Source organism: Pseudomonas azotoformans (assembly GCF_001579805.1).
Classification (GTDB): domain Bacteria; phylum Pseudomonadota; class Gammaproteobacteria; order Pseudomonadales; family Pseudomonadaceae; genus Aquipseudomonas; species Aquipseudomonas azotoformans_A.
Window position 1 is genome coordinate 2762767 of record NZ_CP014546.1, and the last position, 17439, is coordinate 2780205.

The 17439-nt window shown below is 62.1% G+C and carries 9 protein-coding genes; 3 read left to right on the plus strand and 6 right to left on the minus strand.

The genetic code is table 11. The features are described 5' to 3' along the window. Positions 1 to 15: 15 nt before the first annotated feature. Complete coding sequence (locus tag AYR47_RS12790; RefSeq protein WP_082461362.1) at positions 16 to 963, minus strand: tyrosinase family protein; 948 nt, start codon at positions 961 to 963, stop codon at positions 16 to 18. Positions 964 to 1155: 192 nt separating this feature from the next. On the opposite strand from AYR47_RS12790, the gene AYR47_RS32935 reads away from it, so the two are divergent. Beyond that, positions 1156 to 2550, plus strand: a complete 1395-nt coding sequence (locus AYR47_RS32935) for a hypothetical protein (protein ID WP_237142549.1) — start codon at positions 1156 to 1158, stop codon at positions 2548 to 2550. Next, positions 2501 to 5623, plus strand: coding sequence for a hypothetical protein (locus tag AYR47_RS12795; RefSeq protein ID WP_237142550.1), 3123 nt, complete (start codon positions 2501 to 2503; stop codon positions 5621 to 5623). Before AYR47_RS32935 ends, AYR47_RS12795 begins: the two co-directional genes overlap by 50 nt. Here AYR47_RS12795 and AYR47_RS12800 read toward each other — a convergent pair. Both AYR47_RS12800 and AYR47_RS12805 read right to left on the minus strand, forming a co-directional pair. After that, entirely contained in the window at positions 5573 to 8704 is a 3132-nt protein-coding gene (locus AYR47_RS12800; protein WP_061435453.1) for a transglycosylase domain-containing protein, read from the minus strand. The two genes, AYR47_RS12795 and AYR47_RS12800, sit on opposite strands and share 51 nt — an antisense overlap. A 71-nt stretch (positions 8705 to 8775) precedes the next feature. Beyond that, positions 8776 to 13638: a hypothetical protein gene (locus tag AYR47_RS12805; protein WP_061435455.1), complete on the minus strand. Its 4863-nt coding sequence runs from the start codon at positions 13636 to 13638 to the stop codon at positions 8776 to 8778. 435 nt (positions 13639 to 14073) lie between these two features. Between AYR47_RS12805 and AYR47_RS12810 the strand changes: the two genes are divergently transcribed. Further along, positions 14074 to 15492 (plus strand): amino acid permease, encoded by a 1419-nt coding sequence (locus tag AYR47_RS12810; protein WP_033896376.1) that lies wholly within the window; start codon positions 14074 to 14076, stop codon positions 15490 to 15492. A gap of 39 nt (positions 15493 to 15531) precedes the next feature. Here AYR47_RS12810 and AYR47_RS12815 read toward each other — a convergent pair whose 3' ends face one another. The 3 genes from AYR47_RS12815 to AYR47_RS12825 form a co-directional block, all read right to left on the minus strand. After that, on the minus strand, positions 15532 to 16662 hold the full coding sequence (locus tag AYR47_RS12815) for an OpgC family protein (RefSeq protein WP_061435457.1): 1131 nt from the start codon (positions 16660 to 16662) through the stop codon (positions 15532 to 15534). A gap of 132 nt (positions 16663 to 16794) precedes the next feature. Continuing rightward, complete coding sequence (locus AYR47_RS12820; protein ID WP_033896378.1) at positions 16795 to 17091, minus strand: cupin domain-containing protein; 297 nt, start codon at positions 17089 to 17091, stop codon at positions 16795 to 16797. Between the two features lie 61 nt (positions 17092 to 17152). Then, on the minus strand, positions 17153 to 17437 hold the full coding sequence (locus tag AYR47_RS12825) for a putative quinol monooxygenase (RefSeq protein WP_033896379.1): 285 nt from the start codon (positions 17435 to 17437) through the stop codon (positions 17153 to 17155). Between the last annotated feature and the right edge of the window lie 2 nt (positions 17438 to 17439).

The window sequence follows — 17439 nt, forward strand, 5'->3', positions numbered from 1 at the left end:
TGCAAGTGCCAGGGGTTAGATAGTTAGGTCATCGGCCAGCACCTCTACCGTTGGCCCGGCGGGCGGCGGAATGACCGGGCAGTTCGGCGCGAGTGCGCTGAGCTGGCCGTAGGTGTAGTCCAGCGCTTCGGTGGACAGCACGTCGCGCACGCTCCAGGTGTCGGTCCAGGGCGCGGTTTTGTCTGCCGCGTGAAACACCAATCTTGCGTCCATGTCGAGGTTCGGCCAGCCGCTTTGCGGCAGGTACGGCGAAAGGGTCGGGTGCTGGCGTTTCCAGCGTTCCCACAGCAGGTCGAGGTAGCAGTGATGCAGGAAGAACACCGGGTCGTTCGGTGAGGTGTTGACCCCCATATTGCCGCCCACCCAGCGATGCACCGGGTCGTGCAGCATGCCTTCGCAGAAATTCAGCCAGGTGTCGGGGCCGCTGGCGTAAGGGGTTTTTGACAGGGCCGCCGTGACCTGTTCGTTGTCGGGCAAGTGCGCGCCCGCTTCGTTGCCAAAATCACGGCGCAAGCCTGCATCGCCTGCCTCCTCATCCCAGATTCTTAGCGCAAACTGCCCTGCCTGTGCCGCAAACGGCCCGCTAACCACGCGAAAGTTCTGTTCGCGGTCGCCGTTGCCACCCAGAAAGGTCGGGGTGAATGGGTCGTTGGGGCCGTTCAACGTCCAGTCCCAGAACGGCAAGGTGATGCGGGTGTCATTGGCGGCCGTTTGCAGGGCGCGTTCGAACTGGCGCAGGAACACCCGATGCCAAGGGAAAAATAAGGGACTGCGGTGCGGCATGGGTTGGAATTGGTCGGTGCCGCCGAGGGCATTTTTATGCACCTGCACAAAGTCGTCGTAGCGGTTTTGCTGGCCGGGGCGCAGCACGCTGGCGGTGTCGTTTTTCAAGCGCAGGACGGCTTCGACAAAGGCGGTTTTCTGTTCGCGGGTCATGTGGCGATGGTTGAGCCGAATATCCATGGTGAGTCTCTGATTGGAATTGAGAGCGGCCAATTTAGAAACGAATCCGGGCCGGCACCATCATCCAAGGCGCCGCTGATTGTCGGAGGGCACCCTTTGCTCAGGTAAGCCTTGGGGCGCAGTAGATGTGTAGCGCGGCGAGGCGGGTGGGCGACGTTAGGATCAGGCTTAAACCTTATCGAGACCCCTTTGATGACTGCTTCCGATACCTCCGTGCGCCAAGTACACATCGGCGAAGTGCTGACCCTGTTCAGCGACCCCCCGTCCCTGAATGACGTCGCCGCCGACAGTGCGCAGGCCTACTTGGACTTGCATTTTGCCGGGCGTCATTACAACGCGAGCCACCTGTATATCGTTGCCCCCGGCGGACCCTATCGACCGCTGTTCGAGTGGGTGCTGGAGCGTTTATCTACGGCCAGCCCGACGTGGTTGGTCGAGCACCATCACCAAGTGCTGCAACGTCTGCGCGAAGACTACGTGCCGGGCGGTCCGAGCCATGCCGAGTTGGAGGCGTTGATCAACCGCTGTGGCGCCGAGTTGCTGGACTTTTACGCGCTGCGCCTGCAAGCCTGGTGGCGTGACGCGCTGCCGGTGGACATGACGCGCTGGGGCTACTTGTCGGATCAGTTGCTGGAAATGTTTTACGACTCGCCCCGCCCGTCCGGCATGAGCCAGGCACGGTTCGAGGCGATATTCCCCAAGGCGCACATCCATCCGCTGCGCCCTGATCGGTTGTGGAGCGCCCACGGCGCGACGTTGCGCGTGCAAACCGTGCACCTACAGCAACCGGCGCAGATGCTGCCGGTGTTGCTGTTCAGCCAACCTTCCCAGCCCGGCTTTTTGTTGTTCAGCCCCGCCAGCGGCGTGCAATGGCTGGACAGCCTGGACGCACTGCAAGGGTTATTGCCCGCCTACACACCCAGCGTTGGGCAATGGTTTACCGCCGACGTCCAGGGCGACCCGTTCGATGCCTTGGCCGCCAGTTACTTGCAGCGCCAGTTGCTGCAAATCGCAAGCCTGAGCCCCAAGGTGCCGCGCTCGCTGGAGGACTACACAGCGCTGCTGAGCCTGATCACCGACAGCCAGCGCTGGTTCGTGGTGCCGCTGACAGAGCGCCAACAGTTTTTGCAGGAAAAGCTGCCGCTGTGGCTGGCCCATGCGGATACCGCTGCCTGTATTGCCTACGCGCAACTGTTGCAGGCCTTGGTCCTTGATCGTCAGCAACAGGGGACGGCAAACTTTCTGGAGGGCATCCCTACGCTGAAAGACTATGCCGAGCAGCAACTGCAGGCCTGCCTGCGCAAGATTCCCAGGGCAGCGACGCTCGTGCCGGGCGATGTCAGGCTGACCTTCGAGCGGGTGATCGCCGCCGCGGTGCCGTCTCAAGGGGGCTTCATCGCCGGCGAGGTCGAGCGTATCGAGGTGACGCTGACCGAACTGGCCCAGGAAAACCTCGCCGGGTTCCCGTATGCCGCCAAGGCGGTCCACCCGGCGTGGCTGAGTTACGACACGCTCAAGGGCTGTGTGACGCAGGTCGATGTCGGCCAGGCCCTATCCGGCGCTGTTGAAAAAACACCTGGTGGATGACGCTGCCGAGGTGGCGCGCCGCCGCCAGCGTTTCAGCCGGCAACTGCGCATTCAACTGCCGATGCAGGTGCTGGAATGGCAAATTACCGGTAAGCATGGCCTTACCGCCGAGGGGTTTCGGCGCGTGCGAGCGGCGTTGCGCGCCACGGCCGCCGAGCGCCAGGGTATGGCGCTCTGGCCGTTGGCGTTCAAGGCTACGCCTGCTGCGGCGGCGGATACGGTGGCGAATATGTTCATCATCGGCCCGCACCACGGCGACGACGGTTGCCACGTGTTGTACCGGCCCTTGTTCGAGCCAGCGGTGCTGGAATACCCCTCGCTGGAGGCTTTATGCGAGGCGATCAGGCAACCGGGGGCGATCCAGGACAGCGTGTTGACCTGGATCGAATCCCGGCGCCAGGCGGTGTACGCCCACGGCGGTTTTCGTGAGCCCCATGTGCGGCATTTCCTGGCGGGCGATGAGTTCACCCGTTATGCGAAACCGGCTCCCGCGCAGTTGAGCAAAGCCCTGTCCAGCACAGACCCGGCGCAGCAATTGTTTACCAGCATGGCGCAGGCGCTGGTGGCGCTGGCCGACCGTCAATCGGTGTCGAATGCCGAACAACGCTGGGCCAGCCTCAAGCTCATCGGCTGGCTGCTGTTCGGCACCCTGCAACCGCTGTTGGCTGGGCCGCTGATGTTGGCGGGCTGGCTGGTGCAACTGATGGACAGTGCCGATCAGGACATCGTCGCCTTGCAAGGCGCCGATCCGCAAGCGCGTAACGCGGCGCTGCTGGATATGCTGGTGAACCTGACGGTGATCGTCGCGCACCAGGCCGCGCCCCATGATGTGCAGCGGCATGTGGCGCTGGAGCATCCGGTGTTTGCGCCGCAGGTCGATCCTGTCGTCTTGCCGCCCCGGCGAATCCAGGCGCCCGCGCAGTTCGTCGCACCCGCCGCCTGGGCCAATGCCCGTGATGCCCTGACCCCCGCCATGCAGGCGCGACTCACTGCATTGAGCCTGAAAAGCTATCCCGCGCCCTGGCCCAGGGCACTGCCCGGCGCCGAACAACGGGGTCAATGGCAAGGCTTGCTGCGGGTTGGGCAGCAATGGCAGGCACTGGTGCGCGGCCAGCAATTTCGCGTGCGCATGGAGCAAGGGCGGGTGCGGGTGGTCAGCGTCGATGGCAGTCGCCCTGGCCCGTGGCTTAAGGCGGTGAACTCGGGCCAATGGGACATCGACTTGCAATTGCGCCTCAGCGGTGGCGCTGACGCTGTGGAGGAGGCTGTGCCGGACCTCAAGCAGTTGGAAGCCCAGTACCAGCAGGCGATGACCGAACGTACCCGCGCGCAGCGGGCGATGGAGATTGCCCGCAACCTGACGCAGCAAAGCGGGCTGGATGAGCAACAACTCAGCAGTTTTAGAGCGCGCTATCGTCAGGCGCTGGAGGACAAGGTGCGGCAATCGATCAAGGAGTTGCAGCTGCTGCAACGCTTGCACCAACGGGCGCGCCGGCCCAGGCATGAAGAGGAGCTGAGCCAACTGCTGGAATCGCTTGTGCTCACGCTGCAACTGCTCGATATCCACTTGAGCAGTGAAGTGCGCCTGGCCAATACCCGTGTGGTGCCACTGCTCAACCGTTCTGACAACGACAGCGGCGACGAACAAGCCCACGCCGCGCTGAACCAGGGCATGCGCGCATTGGCGGCCAGTTACGACAGTGCTATCCGCTGGCGCAGCCAGGAAGATCGCTACCTGAATGAACTGCGCGAAGTGCCCCGGTTCGGACGTGACAAAAGTGCGGCGTTGCTCGCCCAGACGCCGGCACGCCCTTCGCTGCTAGACCTGCAATCCCTGCAATTGAGCACTTTGTGGGGGCTGGCTATCGATACGCCCGACACGGTGTTCGAGGACGATGTGTTTGAGCGCCTGTCGACGACCGTTGTCCGCGCGCGTTGGGCCAGCCGCTCGCTGGCGGAACGCGCACAGGTACAGGCCAGCGATGCCGAGCAGATTGAACTGCTCGACAGCATCAACCACATCTTTGCCCAGACCGATGACCAGATCGAATTCTGGCGCGCCATGGAGCCAGAGAAATTCGACCTGGAGTATTTGGAGAAACTCCAGCAATTGCTCACGGGCTTGCACCAGCAAGTCGAGCGTGACCTGAGTGCGTTGTTGCAGCCTGCATCAGTTGAAGCGACTGTACCCGCGCCTGGCACCAGCCCGCGCAAGAAGATCATCCGCACGCGTAACCGCGACCTACTTGTGGCCCGCACGGAACCGGCCGCCCGTACGACGGCGCAATTGACCGATGCCACCGGCAGTGTGATCGGCACCTTTACCGAGGCCGATGACGGTGTCTGGGAGCCAGTGCCTGCCCCTGCGCGCCCTGACCCGGAACTGGGCAGCCTGGTGAAAACCGCCCATGCGTTGCTGCAAGACGTTGACAGCACCATCACCAAGGTTGACACGCTGGCGGCGCGAGCAAACACCCCGGCTTCTCTTCAGGACCTGCTCGAAGCCGAGGCCCGCCGCCGCCTGTGGGTGGCCAACAAAATCCGCGAAAAGCTCAACGACGAGGGCAACATCCGCCTGGCTGCTGTACAGCAAACCAAAGCGCGCACCGCCGAAGCCGAGTTGCGCAAGGTGGTGACACGCCTGGAGTCTGCCGGTCTGGCGGCACGCATTCGCGCTACCCTGGGCAAACCCTTGAACCAGGATGACGTTGCGTTTTTGCACCAGCAACATCAAGTGAGCATCTTGCGTGAGGGTTCACGTGTCGCGCTCAAGGGCCGTCGCGATGACTATTTGCAGGTGTATGCGGTCAACGATGCCCACACCGGAAAAACGCTGGCCTACGCGCATTTTCACTACGCACGCGGCCAGGGCCCGGACGATCATTTCACTGCCGCGCACCTCAAGACCCCTGAGCAGGCACGGCTGGGGCGCCAGGCCCAGGCACAAGCCGAGGCGCAGGCATTTGCGCGCATGCGTATGGGGCAGACCGGGCGCGCGCAGCAAACCCTGGAGATCCATCGCTCAGAGATTCAATTGGCCTTGGCGCGGCGGGTGTTTTTCAGTGTCGACTAAAACACTGGGCTGACACTGCGTCAGGTCGCCCGGTTGCAGGTAGGGCATCAGGATCGGCGCCATGCCCTTGAGCACCTGCACGGGCAACGCCGAGGTAAAGGTGAAATGCTCCGCCGATTGGCCGGGCACAAAGGCCGTCAATGTGCCGAAGTGGTGTGCGCCCAGGTAGAACACAAAGGTCGCAGTGCGGTTGATGGATTTGGAGCTGAGAATTCGTCCGCCCGCCCCAATCGCCTCGATGCGGTTGTCGCCGGTGCCGGTCTTGCCGCCCATGGCCAGCGGCGTGCCGTCGGCCAGTTTGAAACTGCCGGCCACGCGTTTGGCGGTGCCGGCGTCCACCACTTGGGACAGTGCGCCGCGCAGGGCCCTGGCCACGTCTACGGGAATCACCTGCTTGCCCGGCGCCGGGTCGTTGACCACGCGGGTTTCGTAGGGAGTATCGGCGGCGAAGTGCAGGCTGTCGATGCGCAACACGCGGGGCCGCACGCCGTCATTGAGGATGATCCCCATCAGCTCCGCCAACGCGGCAGGGCGGTCGCCGGAGCTGCCGATGGCGGTGGCGAGCGACGGCACCAAGTGGTCGAAGGGGTAGCCCACGTCTCGCCAACGCTGGTGAATATCGAGGAACGCCTCGATCTCCAGCATGGTGCGGATGCGGCTGTCCCGTGCGCTTTGATGGCGGCTCTTGAACAGCCAGCTGTAAACCTCCTGGCGCTCGAACTGGCTGGCCTTGACCGCGTCGGTAAAGGTCGCTTCGGGATGGTTGAGCAGGTAACCCAGCAGCCACAGGTCCAGCGGGTGCACCTTGGCGATATAGCCTTGGTCGGGCAGGTCGTAGGTGCCGGGGCCGTAGTCCTTGTAGAGTTTTTCCAGGCGTTCATCGGTGAGCTTGACCGTGGTTTTTACGCCGGTCATGTGGGCGCGCACGAACAGGTTGAAGCTCGCCTGGCTGGCATTTGGCAGCAAATAGCGGTGCACGGCGGCCAGGCGGATCGGCGTGGGGCGCAGGCTGTCGAGGAAGGTTTCCAGGCGCGCCTGGGTGTCTTTTTTCTGGTACTTCTTCCAGAACTTGCGCAGGAAGGTGGTGCCTTCACGGTCGGCAAACCCGGCGAGGTATTCCTGGCGGCGCGGGTCGCTATCGTCCTTGAGCAGTTCGGCGCTGTTGTTTTCACCGGAGTAGGTGACATAGCGCACCACATCGCGCATCAGGCGAATGAACGGCAGGTTGATCGACTCGCGCAGGGCGTCGCGCAAGGTCGGGTTGCGGCCGTTGTCCTGGCTGCGAAAGTTGTGGAAGGTGTGCAGGCCGCCGCCGGTGAAAAAGCGTTCGCCGGGGTTGGCGGAATACGTGCGATCGAGGGCGGCGTCGAGCATTTTTGCCAGGGATTTGTCCGGTGCCTGGATCAGGTAATCGAGGGCCCAGCGGCTCAGGCGATCCTGGTCATCCACCGGGATTTTCTTCAGCTCGACCGGCGCCTTCGCCGCGTACTTGTCGTGCAGTTCACTGATGATTTGCAGGTACGTCGTGAGCACGCGCAGCTTAGCCGTGGAGCCCAGTTCCAGCTTGCTGCCTTCATTGATGTCGAAGGGCTGGTCGGTGTTGTCGGTCTGCACGCGCACGCGCGAGCCGTCCGGCGTCAGTTCGAACAGGGTAAAGCTGTAGCGCACTTGCGCGGTGCTGGCCGGGGTGAGCAGGCGCTCGCCGAGCAGGCCGATCTGACGGGCGTACTCCGGGTCGGCTAGATGCCGCAGGTAGTCGGTGGCCTGGCCTTGCAGCTCTGCTTGCAGGGTGGAGGTCGCGGACAGGTCCAGGCGGTCCAGGTCGTACAGCGGCCGGTCGAGCAGGGCGGCCAGGCGGCTGCGGGCGACGCTGATGCCTTTGTTGGTTTCGATCGGTTGAATCGTGGGCTGTTGCGCCCAGTCGCGATAAGTGACCTGGCTCGCCAGTGCGGCCTGCAACAGCGCCGGTTCGATCACGTCGTTCTGGGCCAGCAGGCGCAGGTGGCTGTCGGTGAGCTGCGCCAGTTCCTCGCGGCCCTTGGCCAAATAATACGACGGCCGACGCTGGGCGATGATCAGCGACAACACTTGGCGCAATGCCAAGCCTTGCTCCGCGCTTACCGGTCCTACCAACGCCTGGTTGACCTGGTTGAAATCGGCGCCGTACCACACCCGTAAACCTTCGGCCATGCCATGCACTTCGCCATGGCCGGGCACGGCGGACAGCGGCACGCTGTTGAGGTAGTCGCGCAGGATATTCTGCCGTGCAGGCAGGGTCTGCGGCCCATCGTGATAGGCGCGCACGGCGGCGGAAAACATCTGCCGCAGTTTCTCGCCGCCCGACAGGGTCAAGCCGTCCGGCGAATGGCGGTATTTTTCCAACTGGGTCGCCAGGGTGCTCCCGCCGGCACTCTGGCCCGGCAGGTGTAACAGCTTGGCCACTTGCGACCACGCCGCCTTGGCAAACCGCGGCCAGTCCACGGCAGGGTTGGCCTGGGGTTGGGCTGGATCGAGCAGGTCGCGGTTTTCGATAAACAACAGGCTGTTGGTCACCAACGGCGGGATCGCGGCGAAGCTGGCGTACAGCTGTTGCGGGTAGTTGTACTGATACAACGGCACTGCACGGCAATCGGTGATCGACAATCCCGCCTGGATTTTTTCCGCATAGGGCACAAAAAGTCCCTTGGCGCTGTAGTCCATCAATTCAGGCGAGAAACGTGCCTGGGCCTCGATCACATACCCGCGCTTGAGCAAGCGCGGCAGGAACGTATCGAGGTCGCTGTAGCCCAGGCGGCGGTCGAATGGGCCGGCGCCGGGGTAGGCAATGGCGTCACTGGGGCCGGGTTTGACCTGATAGGTCAGGTCGCGGGCCAGGCGGCTGAGTTCCTGGGCCTGCAGGCGTGAGGTGCGCATTTCCTTGGCGGCGGCAAACCCCAGGGCAATCAGGCCCATCAGCACAATGAGCCAGAACAGGCGGCGGGCGTAACGGGGCCGGGGTTTGTTTTCGGGTGACGGCGCTGGGTCCGAACTGCCTTGTACTTTCGCAGCCTGGGTCGAGTCGGTTTGCCACAGTGCGCCCATAGTCGATTGATCCTGCACGCAGATTGATCGGACTTGCTGAAAGCTTAGTCGATGGCGGCGATCCTGGCGTTTTAAGGTATTGGCAGCTTATCGCTGAGGGTCAGGCGTGCGAGCCAGGCCGGATCATTGGCTCGCGCCCATCGATAAGCCCCGGCATCGTTGAAAAACACCGAGATATCCAGCAGGTCCCATTCGATCATTTTGATATTCAGTGCGTGGATGTAATCAGCCGCGGCGCTGGTGACCGTCGACCACGGGTCGCAGATCCACACGTCGTCCCACCCGACTTCACCGAAGTTGATAGTTTGTACCAAGCCTGGCGGTGGTGTGCCCACCACGACAAACGCATGCCCAGCCGGCCGTGTGCCCCAGACACGCGCGGTACCGCCGTTTGTGCGGATCATCTCGCAGGCGATGTGGGCCATTTGGTCGCAATTGCCTGCGCCTGTCTTGAGGATGACTTCGGTGTAATTGGGATGGCCCATTTTGCTGTACTCCCACATCACGACGGGCTCGGCTACCCGCCAACGCTGCATTTCGGCGGCGCCCATGCCGAGGGTGTTGGCTGAGCCAACGCCGGTTTTTTCCACCACGGCCAAGGTGCTCGCGTTAGCCTTCTGCGCCAAATGCTGATTGATCTGTTGGGCGTTGGCGCCATCGGGCACGTTCGGCCGGGGTGGCCAGATGTCCAGCTGGATCGGTCGGTTGACCACTTGGATGTCCAGGCGCCGGCCCTGGTCGGAGGCGTTCAGTAATAATTCCCGTTGTTTGATTACGCTCAGTCGGCTGGCCTTGGTGCGCAGCCTCGCCATGCGAGCGGCATCAAAACCACGCCGTGTCAGTTGGCGATAAAGGGTTTCTAGGGTGGGCAGGGCGACCAGCGGCTGGTCCGGGATCAGCCCTCCGGCTTTCAAATACTGGTTGCGCCAGTCGCAGAAAGCCCCGATTAGTGCAGTGTCTTCACCGCCCAGGCTGTAATCCAGTTGCTGGAACTGCAACGCCCCCGCCGGTGTGGCGGTGGTCGCGTAAAACACGCCGGTGTCGGCCTCGACGACCCACTGGGTGCCATTCGGGCTGCCTGGCAAGGTGATGACCGCTGCTCGCAGGGTGCGGCTGTCTTCGATCCCGTCGAAAATGCCCTCCAGGCGCACGACTTGGGTCTGCCGGTTCAGGACGAAATCGAAGTCGTCGCCGGGCAGGCCGAACTGCATTTCATTGTCGATACGTTGGCCGCTGACCTGCTGTTTGTAGGTCAATGGCGTGCGGGGCCGCAGCGGCCGAAGTTCGAAGTCGTTCAGCGTCACGACGACCTCGTATACCCGGCGGTGCAACACCAGCCGGCGGTTGGCGCCCCCGATGACCGGCCCTGGAATCAGTCGGATATGGTCCAGGGCCTGGACCCGGCGTTTATGGATGGAGCCCAGGAAGGGATAGAGTTTTTTGCTGAAGCAGACAATGGGCACCGGGCTGCGTTTTGCCCGGCCGAGCGGGCAGGTGCTCTCAAGGGCATCGCTGAGTCGAATATAGGCGGCGCTGGTGATGTCGTTCAACTGTGCGCGGTTGTGCGGGGCCAATCGCCAGAGCTGATTACGCTCAAGAAGGTCGGTGGCGTCGGCACGGGGGATGATCAACGGCGGCGTTTCAAACAGGCGCTTCACCACACGGGCCTGATAGCCGTCGACGCTGCGCATCGGGTGGGTGACCAGCGCCGAATCCAGGCGCAGGTCACCCAGTGGCGGGCCATAGGGCCGGCTGCTGAAAGGGTCGAAGCCATACCAGGCTGCGGGACGATGGATGACCGGCAGGTGGGTTACCGTCTCGGCATGAAACAAGCGCGCGTTATCCACATCGGCCCGTTCGAGCAGGCGGCTGTAGTCCCGGCCACTGCCCTTGGCCAAGCGTTGCCGCGCGTGCCCCAGTGCAGTGTCCATCAAGTGGCGCCCGGCTTTGCTCAGCCTTACCCAGCCGTGGACGCCGAGGCGCACCAGCGACGGTAAGCCGTCGAGTGGGTTGAACGTTGCGTTCACATAGCGCGCACTGAGTGATGCCAGTTGCAGCAGTTTACGGCTGGCCGGCAAGGTTTTGCCCAGGGTAGACAGTGTGCGCGAGGCAAACACTTGAGTGGGGGCAAACACCCCCAGTACATCGAAGAAACAGCTCCATGCGCCCTCAATGGCCTGGCGGGTATCGCCCGAGCGCAGGTCTTGCACGCAGGACCAGAAGGGGACCAGGTTGAGCAGGTTGCGTATCAGGGCATCGTTGATGCGTTGTTGATCCTCTAGGATGTTGGACCCGCGTGCCTGCACAAGCAATGCATCAATATCGAGAAACAAGTGCTGGCGCGTGATCGCCTGGGCGATTGCCTGGCATCGCGGTGAATCGAAATCAAAAGCTGCGTCACTGGCCTGGGGGATATCAACGGGCAACGGGTCGGTGATCACGGTTGCCCATTGCTCCGTCTTGGGCTGTGAACCCTTGGCGTAAGCCGACCAGTCAATGGCCAATCGACTGCCGATATACAACTGGCTGCGTGGGTGAGTACTGGTGGGGCTGCCGGTGTTGAAGGACAGCGGCTGCCCGCCTGCTTGCAGGCTGATGGGCAGGCCTGGGTTCTTGCGCACGTGGTTGAGCATCGGGAACAGCTCGTAATACGTCACCACCGGGCGCTGCTCGCAACGTAGCAGGACCCCGTAACGCCCGGTGCGCGCCATTTTATCCACGACTGACTCCTGGTCCAGAGGCACCTTGGCGGGCTGGCGAAGCACCCACAGTTGCAGTTCGCCGTGCAGCAGCAGTTGCCTGTCAGCCAGGGGCAGTTGCGACAACAGGTACTGTATGGCGTGGGTATAGGCGCTTTTAAGGCGTGTCACGTAGGCGTCGGCGGCGTGGTTGAACTGGGCACTGATGTTGTTCAGGTATTTGAAACCGGGTTTGAGCCGCGCGAGATCAAGTTGTCGGTCGGTCGAGTGCCATTCTGGGCGGATCGGCGCCAGGTCTCCGCTGATGTGCAGGTCCACCAGGCTTTGGGGGGAAGGGTGGGCGCGCCGAAACGGCGGGGCTTTGCCGACGCCCTTGACCCATTGCAGGCATTGTTTTTTCAGCAAGGGGTGCTTGGGAAAGACGCGTTGCAAATCGGCCAGGGCCATGGCGCGGCGCGTCACCAGCGCAGTGGTCAATTGTTGGCTGGCGGACCTGAGGGCTTGCATGCGCGGTGCCAGTTGCTGTTTCAACGCCTCGATGGCGGCGAGCGAATAGGCCAGACCTTCGGGCACAGGGTGCAGTAGATTCCGGGCAACGCCCCAATCAATCAGGCTGGTGGTGGCGCAGTGTTCGTACCACAGCTGTTCATCGGCGGCGGCCTCCTGGGTCGCCAGGGTCATGACCTCGATAAATGTCATGTGTCGCGCTGCGCCACTGACCAGCGCCTCGGCCTGTAGAACGCCTTGCTTGAAGATCATCCAGGCGTAGGAACTCATGAAGTACAACGAGGCTGGAATGTCGCGCACCACGCATTCGGGCGCTACACCTGCCAGTAGCAGGTGGGCGGCAAGGGCCGTAGTGCGCGCGGTGGCGACACCCCGGTCGATCAGGTGTAATTCGACCGTTTGACGCAGCTCGACGTAATCGCGCCCCCAGAAGTCGCTGTGATTGAGGTCGAGACCGGCCACGCGATAGCGAACTTCGCCGGCGTGGGGGTCCAGGCTGAGTATCAGCGCGCCCAGTACCAGCGCGTCACGGCTGGCGCGGTTGGTCGGTTCATCGGGCCCCTGGCCGTACCAGCCGACCGCGCTGATCAGGCGGTCGGCCAGTGCCTGCGCGCGTGGGCTGTTGAGTAATTGATGCAGGCTTTCATCAGGTTCAGAGGGTTCCAAGGGGCCCAACAACATGGTCAGCAGCCCATTGATTGAGTCGGGCAGAAAAGCCGCGACCACCTCCCTGACTGCGGTGCGTTGCTGCGCCGAGAGCGTCAGCGCGCTCGGCTTGGGCAACCCCAGGGTTTCCCAGTAATTGCCCCAGCGCGGTTTAGCGTGGGCAGCGAGGGGCTGGTCGTAGTGCAACAATGCTACGTCGGAGTTGGCGAAGTCGCAGGCGGGCGGCACCGCCAGCGGTTCAGCCTGTTGCAGTTGCTCGATCACATCCCAGGCATCCTCGCGGCTCGCGGGCAGTGGCAGTTGATGCAGGTTGAGCAGTTGCGCCAGGCTGAAGCGGCCGTCCTGATGAATGAAGGTTTGCAGGCGCCCGGCGACGGCCATGAGCTCGTCAAACCGGGCTTGCGGCGGGAGCGCCAAGAGCTGTGCATGGCTGATCTCGACTGACGTGCCGCTGAGGGTGCCTGCGGTGGGATCAAAGGTGTAAACGTCACTCGCGGGTGCCAGGGCAATAAAGCGTGGATGTTCGATCAGGGCTTGCAACAGGGTGGCAGCTTGGCCCATGGCTCGGGCCCAGAACGAATTCGACGTCAGCCGGCATCGCGTTCGGTATAAGGCGAGTAAGTTGAAGGGGTCATCGGCCAAATCATGATGGCTGACCAGTGCGCGCAGTTCACGCGCCAGGGTTTGCGTGTCTTGGTGAAGCTGCTCGAAAGCGCTGTGCAGTTTTGGGGTCCCGGGCGTATCGGCGAAACCCTGGCGTGTACGCAAGGCATCCAACAGTACGCCCCGTTCGGCTGGCGTGCGCGGTTGTGGGTAGCCGTAGAAACGCAGGATTTGCCCAGGGCTCAGGAGGGGCAAGCCTTGGCTGTCGGGATCGATGATCCAGGCCAACTGTTGTTTGCGCCAAGGTTCGTTCTGTGCTTTGCGGTAGCACCGCAACCAGTTGTCCACCGAGCTGTGCGCCGGGATGTGCAGCGTCGCCTCAGGGGCGTCGCTGGCAAGATGATCGATCAGGCCGTTGATCAGCTCGCGGTCAGCCTGTTGGCGTTGAAGGGGCTCCATTCGTAGCGTCCTGCTGGAAAAACACCAGCCTGCCCGTTGGCTGCGTGACCTTCATCGCGAGCTTTCCGATTTATCCATGGGGAAACTCAACGTTGATTGAACGGCTTGAGATAGAGCTGCCCAGGGCGCAATAACGAATGCCGCCAGCGCTGCTGTCCTGCAACACCTCCCAACGATTCGCTAGCTGTTTATTGCCAGGGACATAGGGTATATGCTCCTGTTGTTTGTGCTTTTAGCAGCTGCTTTCACTAAATAGAATGGATTTTATGGTGAAAGAACCTATGTAGAGCTTTTTATACTGCATGCCCGCTGATCTTGCCTGGCAAGAAGGGCCCGCCCATGAGGCGGCTCCGGTTTCGGCAAGGGCGCAGGCTCACCGGCTTGTTCCCTTGAAACTCAACGGACAATCCAATAACAAAATGAGGTTGTACCCCTATGCCAGTCGGCAACCCACTGCCCCATGGCGAGACCGCTCAAGGCGGCCCGCTCAAACGCGAACTCGGCGAACGGCACATTCGCCTCATGGCCCTCGGTGCCTGTATCGGTGTCGGCCTGTTCCTCGGCTCGGCCAAGGCCATCGAGATGGCCGGCCCGGCGATCATGCTGTCGTACATCATCGGCGGCCTGGCCATTTTGGTGATCATGCGTGCCCTCGGCGAGATGGCGGTACACAACCCCGTCGCCGGTTCGTTCAGCCGTTACGCCCAAGATTATCTGGGCCCGTTGGCGGGTTTTCTCACCGGCTGGAACTATTGGTTCCTGTGGCTGGTGACCTGCGTGGCGGAGATCACCGCCGTGGCGGTGTACATGGGCGTGTGGTTCCCCGACACACCGCGCTGGATCTGGGCCCTGGCGGCGTTGATCAGCATGGGCACCATCAACCTCATTGCGGTGAAAGCCTTCGGTGAATTCGAATTCTGGTTCGCGCTGATCAAGATCGTCACGATTATTGCGATGGTCATCGGCGGCGTCGGCATCATCGCCTTCGGCTTTGGCAACGACGGCGTGGCGTTGGGTATTTCCAACCTGTGGAGCCATGGCGGTTTCATGCCCAACGGCGTGCAGGGCGTGCTGATGTCGCTGCAAATGGTGATGTTCGCCTACCTGGGCGTGGAGATGATCGGCCTCACCGCCGGTGAAGCACGCAACCCGCAGAAGACCATCCCCAGTGCGATCGGCTCGGTGTTCTGGCGCATCCTGTTGTTCTACGTCGGTGCGTTGTTCGTGATTCTGTCGATCTACCCGTGGAATGAAATCGGTACCCAGGGCAGCCCGTTCGTGATGACCTTCGAGCGCCTGGGCATCAAGACCGCCGCCGGCATCATCAACTTCGTGGTGATCACTGCGGCGTTGTCTTCCTGCAACGGCGGCATCTTCAGCACCGGGCGCATGCTCTACAGCCTGGCGCAGAATGGCCAGGCCCCGGCCACCTTCGGCACCACCTCCAGTAATGGCGTGCCGCGCAAAGCCCTGTTGCTGTCGATTTTCGCCTTGCTGCTGGGCGTGCTGCTCAATTACCTGGTGCCGGACCAGGTGTTTGTCTGGGTGACGTCCATCGCCACCTTCGGCGCGATCTGGACCTGGCTGATGATCCTGCTGGCCCAGCTCAAATTCCGCAAAGGCCTGAGCCCGGCCGAACAGGCGGGGCTCAAGTACCGCATGTGGCTGTACCCGGTCAGTTCGTACCTGGCCCTGGCATTTCTGGTGCTGGTGGTGGGCCTGATGGCGTACTTCCCGGATACCCGCGTGGCGCTGTATGTGGGCCCGGCGTTCCTGGTATTGCTGACGGTGTTGTTCTACGCCTTCAAGCTGCAACCGACCAACCTGGCCTCGCCTTCGGCGCGTTCGGCCTGATGCCTGGAAGGGCCCGTTGCGTGCAACGGGCCCTTGGGTCTATTGCGTCCGTGTCGCCAATTTGAGCGACTGATCCAGTCGCTTGTTGAATTCCAGCCACATCGCCAGCATCACCATCAAGGCCGCGCCGACCATTGCTGTCAGTATTTGCATGGCGAACGCATCGCCGGCCAAGGCATTGATCATGTCCGCGAGTGGCGCGAGTACCACGCCGAGGCAAAACACTTCCAGCGAATAACGGCCCATGCGACAGGTGTGCTGCGCCAACCAGTTTTCGGTCCATGCGCGGCCTGGCAGCAACTTTGCCGTGACATAGGCCAACGCGAGAAAATGCAGCAGGCGCACGGGCGACAGGTCAGTTTTGCTGATGGGGTAGAGCAGGTCGCTGAGTTGCGCGGGCATCCACGCGTCATGCACCTCCGGCCAGCGCCACGATAGCGTCAGGATACCTGCGGCCACCGCGTACAGGGCCGCCGCCACGAACAAGGGTTGCTGCGCGAGCGGGCGCGTGTCCACAGGACGTGTCTTCCCCGCCTGGATAGCCGCCGCGCCACCGAGCACAAACAAGAATTGCCAGGTGACCGGGTTGAAGTACCACACGCCATCGGCAATTGCCCTCAGGTTCCAGCCCATCCAGGGTGCCAGCAGGTAAATCGTTGCTGACCCGAGCACTACCATCCAGGTCTTGCGCAGCATCAGTGGCAGCACCAGCGGCAAGCCGGCCAGCAGCACGATATACAGCGGCAACGGGTCCATCAGGTTGGGCTTGAAGCGCAGCAGCAACTCATCGGTCAGGGCCTGTTGCGGATGGGTGACGAAGTGCGTCAGGCCCATCTCTTCTACCAGGTCGCGTGTTTCCACGTGGCTGTTGGCGAAGAACACGATGCCCATCAGCATCGCGAGCAAGAAGATATGCACCACGTACAACACCCAGGTACGACGCAGGATTTTCAGTGTGGCAATCCAGTAGCCATCACGTTGCAGGATCTTGCCGTAGGCCAATACGGCGGCGTAACCGGCGAGGAACACAAACACCTCCGCAGCATCGCTGAAACCGATGTTGCGCAGGGTGATCTGGCCGAGGGGGTTGTGGGGGACGTGATCCCAGAAAATGAAGATCAACGCCAGGCCCCGAAAAAAATCGATGCGCGGGTCGCGTCCGTTCGGCATGGCAGCGGGCTCTTGAACAAAAGGTTTAGTAATGACAGGCGAATGCGCGTGTTGTCGTACGCCGCACGTCGGGCGGGCGCAGGTTGGCGGTATTTGTAAGCAATTGCAAAGGTTGGGTATTACTGAATGTCTCTAGACATCCAGGATAACCAGAGTGCCATGGCTGCCTTCAAGCACGGCATGGGCGGTGCCGGCTTCTACCAGATACATCTGGCCGGCGCCGACCTTGATCTGTTCGCCGCCCAGTGACAAGTGCAGACACCCATCGATCACCAACAACCCCTCGTTGTAATCGTGGGTTTCCTCCACATACGCCTGCTCATCCATGCGCAGCACCTTGATCCGCGCCGGGCCAACCTGGCCCAGGCGTGTTGATTTCCAAGTATCGGGCAGTTGCTCGGCGATGGCAGTGAAGTCCAATAACGGCATGTGAATCTCCTTGTTTCAACGATGCCGTCGGTGGTCCGGTTCAGCAGGACTTGGTCTTTGTTTAAAACGCATCCATCAACAGCACTTTGCACGGCTTGGCTTGATAGGCATTGATTTGCGGCACCAGGCGGGTGAAGTGTTCGGCCTGGCAATGGGTGTCGAGGGCTGCCTGGTCGGGCCATAACTCGACAAAGATAAAGTGTCCTGGGTCTTTTTGATCAATGAACAAATCGTAGGCGATACACAGTGGTTCCTGACGGGTTTTCTCCACCAGCTCGGCGTACCACCCGCGCACGGTTTCTACATGTTCAGGCTTGATGAAATCTTCGGCGATGACCTTCAACACGG